Origin of the sequence: Candidatus Lernaella stagnicola (genome assembly GCA_030765525.1) — a bacterium.
Classification (GTDB): Bacteria; Lernaellota; Lernaellaia; order Lernaellales; family Lernaellaceae; genus Lernaella; species Lernaella stagnicola.
The window spans coordinates 293,844-301,050 of sequence record JAVCCK010000020.1; the positions used below are offsets into that span (position 1 = coordinate 293,844).

7 protein-coding genes are annotated in these 7,207 nt (G+C 61.6%); 5 read left to right on the forward strand and 2 right to left on the reverse strand.

Annotation, left to right across the window (positions count from 1 at the left end; all coding sequences use genetic code 11):
- Window positions 1-9 precede the first annotated feature (9 nt).
- The 4 genes from P9L99_09975 (at window position 10) to P9L99_09990 (ending at window position 4,817) form a co-directional block, all read left to right on the forward strand.
- Window positions 10-1,770, forward strand: coding sequence for an NAD(P)-binding protein (locus P9L99_09975; GenBank protein MDP8223676.1), 1,761 nt, complete (start codon window positions 10-12; stop codon window positions 1,768-1,770).
- 3 nt (window positions 1,771-1,773) lie between these two features.
- Window positions 1,774-2,928 (forward strand): hypothetical protein, encoded by a 1,155-nt coding sequence (locus tag P9L99_09980; GenBank protein ID MDP8223677.1) that lies wholly within the window; start codon window positions 1,774-1,776, stop codon window positions 2,926-2,928.
- A complete protein-coding gene (locus tag P9L99_09985) occupies window positions 2,925-3,812 on the forward strand; it encodes a thiamine pyrophosphate-dependent enzyme (protein MDP8223678.1) in 888 nt (295 codons plus the stop codon). Before P9L99_09980 ends, P9L99_09985 begins: the two co-directional genes overlap by 4 nt.
- Window positions 3,813-4,016: 204 nt before the next feature.
- A complete protein-coding gene (locus P9L99_09990) occupies window positions 4,017-4,817 on the forward strand; it encodes an MBL fold metallo-hydrolase (GenBank protein MDP8223679.1) in 801 nt (266 codons plus the stop codon).
- Between the two features lie 45 nt (window positions 4,818-4,862).
- On the opposite strand, the gene P9L99_09995 is transcribed toward P9L99_09990, so the two are convergent.
- Complete coding sequence (locus P9L99_09995) at window positions 4,863-5,429, reverse strand: CAP domain-containing protein (GenBank protein ID MDP8223680.1); 567 nt, start codon at window positions 5,427-5,429, stop codon at window positions 4,863-4,865.
- Between the two features lie 168 nt (window positions 5,430-5,597).
- Here P9L99_09995 and P9L99_10000 point away from each other — a divergent pair, with 168 nt between their 5' ends.
- The gene (locus P9L99_10000; GenBank protein ID MDP8223681.1) at window positions 5,598-6,122 is read left to right on the forward strand and encodes a hypothetical protein; all 525 of its coding nucleotides are present in this window, start codon (window positions 5,598-5,600) and stop codon (window positions 6,120-6,122) included.
- A gap of 127 nt (window positions 6,123-6,249) precedes the next feature.
- Here P9L99_10000 and P9L99_10005 read toward each other — a convergent pair.
- The coding region (locus tag P9L99_10005; protein ID MDP8223682.1) for a hypothetical protein at window positions 6,250-7,207 on the reverse strand (958 nt) is incomplete at its 5' end.

Consider the following 7,207-nt stretch of genomic DNA (forward strand, 5'->3'; position numbering starts at 1 on the left):
AAAACGACGATGGCAGAAGAACACAAACCGATCGTCTTCGCCGGCGCGCACGACATGCCCGAAACGGTGATGTCTATCTCCACCATGTTGTGGAATCGCACCGGCAGTTGGCGATACCTGCGACCCCAGTTCCAGGACCACGTTCCGGCCTGCAACGAAGCCTGTCCCGTCGGCAACGACATCGAGGGCTTTATCCGTCTCATCGGAGAAGGAAAACCGGGCGAGGCGTGGCGCCTGCTGAAGGAAGAAAACCCCATGCCCGCCGTAACCGGCCGGGTGTGCTACCACCCTTGCGAAAATGCCTGCAACCGCAAGGATTTCGACCAACCTACGGCCATCCAGGCTCTCGAGCGCTACGCCGCTGACCACGCCGCCGACGTCGCACCGATGGAATTGTTGCGCGAGGAAAGCGGAAAGACCGTGGCCATCGTCGGCGCCGGGCCGGCCGGATTGGCCGCCGCCTATCACTTGCGCCGCCTTGGCCATCAGGTGACGGTATTCGACGCCTTGCCGCAGGCGGGCGGGTTGCTGCGTATCGGCATCCCCGCCTATCGCCTGCCGCGCGATATTCTAGATGCCGAGGTCGCGTCCATTGAACGCCTCGGCGTGCAATTCAAGCTGGGCGTGAAAGTCGGCGTCGATCTGCCCTTCGAGAAACTGGGCGAATACGACGCCGTCTTTATCGCCACCGGCGTGCATCTCAATCGCGTGCTGGGCATTGACGGTGAGGACGCCGAGGGCGTCGTCCCCGGTCTTAGCCTTTTGGCCAAAGTCGCGCTCGGCCAAAAATTCGATTGCGGCAAGAACGTCGTCGTCATTGGCGGCGGTAACAGTGCGGTTGACGCGGCGCGGGTTGCGCGGCGCTTGGGCGCGGACGCCACGATTTACTATCGACGCACGCGGGTCGAAATGCCCGCCTTCGAAGAGGAAGTCGACGACGCCGAAGAGGAAGGCGTGAAGCTCGAGTTGCTTGCCGCGCCGGTGAAAATCGTCGTGCAGGACGGCCGCGTGGCGGGCGTCGAAATGCAGAAGATGGAACTGGGCGAGCCCGATGAATCCGGGCGGCGCCGTCCCGAACCGGTGCCCGGCAGCGAGTTCATCGTGCCCTGCGACATGGTCGTTTCGGCCATCGGCGAAAAGGGCGACATCGAATTCCTGCCGGCGGACGTCAAGCAGGAGTGGGGCAAGATCGTCATCGACGACTTCGGCCTCACCGGTAAACCGGGCGTGTTCGCCGGGGGCGACATCGCCAGCCCGCAGCAGAACGTCACACAGGCCTTGGGCGACGGCAAGCACGCCGCCATCGCCATCGACCGCTACCTGGGTGGCGCGACGATGGAGGAAATCGGCGACAACATCATCATCGGCGAGCGCGGCCGCGCCTCCATGGCTGCCTACGTGGGTGGCCGGGCGCACGCGAAGACCATCGGCCAGAAACGGGTTATCGTCTTTGACGACCTCAACAAGTGGCACTTCGAAAAAATCGAGCGGGTGACGACGCGTCGGCTGCCCGACGACCAGCGCACGGCGGGTTTCGAAGAAATCAACCTCGGCCTGACCGAATCTGAAGCCATGGCTGCGGCCGAACGCTGCTTCCACTGCGGCGTGTGTACGATGTGCGACATCTGCTACATGTTCTGTCCCGACGTCTTCATCCTGCACAAAACCGATGGCGAATACGGCTACGATATCAATTTCGACTACTGCAAGGGTTGCGGCATCTGCGTGCATGAATGTCCACGCGCGGCCATGATCCTGGTGGAGGAGTAAGCCATGAAGAAAGTACTCATGGGCAATCACGCGGCGTCCTGGGCCGTCATGCGCGCCCGCGTGAAGGTGATCTCCGCCTACCCGATCACCCCCCAAACGCACATCGTCGAGGAGCTTTCGGAAATATGCGCCGACGGCCGCCTCGACGCCAAGTTCTTGAAGGTGGAGTCTGAACACTCGGCCATGGCCAGCGTGATCGCCGCCTCATCGACCGGCGTGCGCGTGTTCACCGCTTCCTCGTCCAATGGCCTGGCCTTGATGCACGAGATGCTGCACTGGGCCTCTGGCGCGCGCCTGCCGGTGGTGATGGTCAACGTCAACCGCGCCCTGGCCCCGGGCTGGAATATTTGGGCCGACCAAACCGATTCACTCGCCCAGCGCGACACCGGTTGGATTCAAATCTACGTGGAAGACAACCAAGAGGTGTTCGACACCGTCATCCAAGGATACCGCGTCGCCGAGCAGGTGATGCTGCCGGTGATGGTGTGTTACGACGCTTTCTTCCTGTCGCACACCTACGAACCGGTCGATATCCCCGATGAAGAACTTGTCGACAAGTTCCTGCCGCCTTACGATCCACTCCACTATTTGAACCCAGCCGATCCGCACAATTTCAGTGCGCTGGTCATGCCGGAGCATTTCATGGAAATGCGGTGGAAGGTGCAGCGGGCTATGGAGCGCGTGCCGGAAGTCGCCGCGAAAACGCACGAGGAATTCGCCGACGTGTTCGACCGCCGCTACGGGTTGGTCGAAGCCATCGAATGCGACGACGCGGAAACCGTGCTCGTCACCTCCGGCACCACGACCAGCCCGGCAAGGGTCCTGGTTAAAAAGCTCCGCGAACAAGGCAAGAAAATCGGCGTGCTCAAACTGCGCTACTTCCGGCCTTTCCCCGGACCGCAGATTTACGACGTGCTCAAAGGCAAGAAAAGGGCGATCGTCATCGATCGCAACATCAGCTTCGGCAAGGGCGGCATCTGGGCCGACGAACTGCGCGGCGCGCTGGCCAACTACGAGGACGTGCCGCCGGTTTACGGTTACGTCATGGGCCTGGGCGGTCGCGACATCACCCCCGACCAACTCGAGGAAATCGTCACTGAAGTCGAGGGCATGGGAAAACCGGACAGCCTCCTTTACTGGAAGGGGTTGAAGGTATGAGAGAGAATTATCCGCGGCAAGAGATCATGATGAGCGGTCACCTCGCCTGCCAGGGCTGCGGCGGTTCAGCCGCCATGCGCCATGTCCTCAAGGCGATGGGCCCCGACACCATCATCGTACAACCGGCCTGCTGCTGGACCATCATCGGCGGCATGTTCCCCTACAGCGCCTTGAAGGTGCCCGTCTTCCATACCGCCTTCGAAACCAGCGGCGCCGCCCTCTCGGGCATCAAGGCCGCTCTGGACATGAAGGGCGACACCAAAACGCAGGTGATGGCCTTCGCCGGCGACGGCGGCACCTTCGATATCGGCCTGCAGGCCCTATCCGGCGCGGCCGAACGCAACGAAGATGTCATCTATTTTTGTTACGACAACGAAGCGTACATGAACACGGGCGTCCAGCGCTCCGGCGCCACCCCCGACAAAGCCTGGACAACCACCACTCCGGCCAACGCGCCCAAGGAGGGGCCGAAGAAGAACATCGTCCAGATCCTCGCCGGGCATAAGGTGCCCTACATCGCCACCGCCAACGTGGCCTTCCCCGAAGACCTGATCGCCAAGGTCAAGAAAGCCAAGGAAATCCGCGGCACGAAGTTCATCCATATCCTTTCGCCGTGTCCGCCGGGCTGGAAAATCGCCAGCGACATGACCATCGAGATCGCCCGGCTGGCCACGTACACCAAGGTTTTTCCCGTGTATGAGGTGTTCGACGGCGAGAGATACAACATCAACATCGAACCGCGCGACATTCCCGTCTTCGAGTACCTCAAGCCGCAAGGACGCTTCCGCCACCTGACCGAACAGGACGTGGAAGAGATCCAAAGACGCGTCAACTACGAATGGCGCACGCTTCTGCACAAGGCGATGGACGAGTACTACCAGTAGCAATCCGCAAGTCAGCAAACCGGCCGGGGCCAATAACCCCGGCCTTTTTTGCCCCTGGACGTCGCGGGCGTTTCGGGCCGTCGACCGGCGCGGAGAAACCGACCGGTCAATAAATCCCTTGCTTTATTTGACGCGATGTGTCACAAACATCGCGGATTGGCATCCGAGGGGAGGAGGGACACCGGCGTCGAAAGGATTTACGCCATGTACCAACTCACAAATGACTTGTCCGTTGCTTCGTCCGTTCTGTTCTCCAATGTCTGGCTTTTCGCCGACTCCAAGAACCGTCGCTTCTTAATCGACACCGGTGACGCCGCCGAACGCTGGCTGCTGCGCCGCTGCCTGAAGCGGGCGGGAATTACCCAACCCGGCGACATTACAGCGGTTCTGCTCACCCACTGGCATCGCGATCACGCCGGCAACGCCGCCTGGCTGCGCGAAACCTACGGCTGCCCCGTTATCTGCCATGAAAACGACGCCCCGTACCTGGAGGCCACCGCCGCACCTGAGCCGCTAACCGGTCTCAAGGCACCGGTGTGGGCCCGCGTCGGGCATCTGTTGCAGGATCTGTATCCGGCGCGCTGCGTGGTGGACGAAACCTTCCGTGCCGGGCCCTGGAAGTGGGGTTTCGAGATCATCCACACGCCCGGCCACACGCCGGGGACCGTGATGTTTTACCATCGCCCCACCGCGACGCTCTTTTCCGGCGACGCGATTCTGACCGGCACCACACCGTTTAGGCTGGGGGAAATCGTCGGCCTCGCCGTGCCGGAATTCAGCCCGCACTTGGACGAATGTCATGCCGCCACGCGCCAATATGTGAAAATAGCTCCGGAAATCAAGCGCTTGTGCGCCGGGCACGGACCCCTCGTCGAGGGCGACATCAACGCCAAGCTGCGCGCGCTCATCAACGGGGAACGGCAAGCGGCGCCCCTTTTGGGCATCGTGCGTAATCTGGTGGCCATGCCCCAACTCGCCAAGCAGTTGCTGCCCCGGCACGTATAGCGCGGGCCGAGGCGAGGGCGAAAAAGCCGGTTTTCGTGTGGTTTTCTAATCTTCGAGATCGGGATCCGGCTCTTCGCCGAACCAGACCACCGCGTATTCATCCTTGATGGCCGCGCCGATGGCCTGCCAATCGTTGTCGGCCCACGTGTCCTTGTTACGAATGACGGCGTCGTGGCCGGAACTGCCCTTCCATTGGTCCAACGCCCCCTCGGCGTCGATACCGGCGCTCGACGACGCGGCGATTTCGTACCCTTCGCCCGGATATCCTGCGATTTCAGCCGGTTTGCTATGCATGCACGCGGCGTTGGCGTGATCGTCGGTGTAGCAGCATTTCGTCCAATCGCCCTTTTCGGACCAGGAATGCAGGTTGCAATCGCCGTGCACCGGGTCGTGGTCGACCAGGTCGCGCACGTGGGCCTTGGCGGTGGTCATCAACGCGGGTGATTTGGGAATGCGCGGTAGCCCGTGATCCGCGCGGTAATCATTGACCAAATCAACCAACGCCGCGCCGGAGGTTTCGCCCTCCTCTTCAAAGAGTTCCTCACACCCAACCAGGATCAAAAAGAAAGCCGCGCACCCGAGGATCGCCACAAAAACGAAAACGCGTTTCATCGTGCCTCACTTCCCGATGTTGAACAGACCACGACTTGCATCATAGTTGAAAAAACGTACGAATATCAATGACTTTCTATGACATCTGCCACGCCGGCGTGAGGTGTTGACTAGGCCGTATCCGCCCGTTAAACTGAAATAGTTATTTTGCGAAAGGGAGGGTGGCACGTGAACTTCACGGTAAGCGGGCGTTTGCGCGCGCTGGCGGTGGCGGGCATTTTCTGCATGGGGCTCGGCGGGCTGCTGTTGCACGCGAAAATCCACTGGATATTCAAGGGCGGCGAGTTTCAACCGACCAACCTCGTGCCGCTCGTGGCAACGCTGACCAGTGTGCTGATTGTCACCGCGCTTTTCTCGACCGGCCGCCATTCGGCGACGGCCCAACTTATCAACGGCATGGCCTGCATCATCGGCATCGTCACCATGACGCACTACATGATCGTCGAACTCGACGGCGCGTACTCGCTGAAGGCCATTCTAATTTACGGCACCTTGGCCGATTCGCTTATCCTGGCCGGCAAGTGGGCGCTGGGCCAAATGCTCTTCGAGATCGACCTCGACCGCGCGGCGGGCCGCGGTTTGAACGACCGGGCCAAGCGTCCGGCGTATTGGCGGTACCTGCGTGCGCCGTGGTGGGGGTTTCACTTGGCGGCCATGGGCGGCGTGTACGCTCTGGGCGTCCTCGTGTTTTAGAAGGGGATCATCATGGGCATCTTGAAATACATCGCGTGGCCGAAACCCGGCTGGTTCGTATTTCATGGGTTTGCGGCGGCACTGCTGTTGGCGTTAGGCGCCGCGGTGAAGTTTGCGTGACCGTGCGTTATTGTAGTTGAAGCAAAATCTCGTCGTACGCGGTGTAGATGGCTTCGGCCGAGCCGCCCCCCGGTGACAGAATCGAATAGTAGAAATAGCGCAAGTTGCGGTATTGCTCCTTGGTGAGCACGTAGCCGATCCAATCCTGACCGATGTTCGCGTGCATCTGGTGCGACGCACCGATTTGCCACCGCAGCGTCAGCCCGACTTCCGGCGCAATCTCGCCCGGCAGCGCTGCGAATACGAAGCTTCCCAAACGGAACGCCGAGGCTATCGTGCGGCCGGTTTCCCCCATACCCGGTATGGGCCTGGGAATCATCCCGACCTGGCCGATCAACGCGAAAAAGGGATTGGTCAGTTTTGTATACACAACCGCCTGGCCGAAGCGCAGGCGCGGATCGTCGATCACTTCGGCGTCATCCAGCAGTGCCAGGGCGTCATCGGCGAGCACGCCGCCGAAGCTGTCGACTTCCTCCCACGTGCCCCAGTCGCCGTCTTCCTCGTTATTGACCGGCAGCACGCCGCCGCCCAGGTTGCCGTTGACGAACATATTCACGCCGCCGAGCGCTTCGTCCATGTGCCGCACGTAGGCTCCGGGGAAGTCGGCCGAGATCGCCACGTTGTGACGGCCCATCACCGTGGGGTGGCAGCCCCAGTTCATCACCGTGCCGATGGGTGCGCCGTCCGGTGCGCTGAACACCAGCACCGTGAGAGTCGAGTCGAGGCCCGCTTCCGGGTCCACAGCGGCCTGGTCGTTGAAGTGCAGCCGCGACTCCGAACCCGTCGCCACGGCCGCCACCGCCGGACGCTGCGCCTCATACGCCGCCAGCGCCGCTTCGACGGCGCCGTCAACCATCCAGTCGATGAAAGCCTCATCGCGGCCGCTACGCGGCGGTATCATGAGACCCCAGAGACCGATGGTGTCGGGCGCATGGTGCGAATGCGTGCCGGTGACGATCACGCGG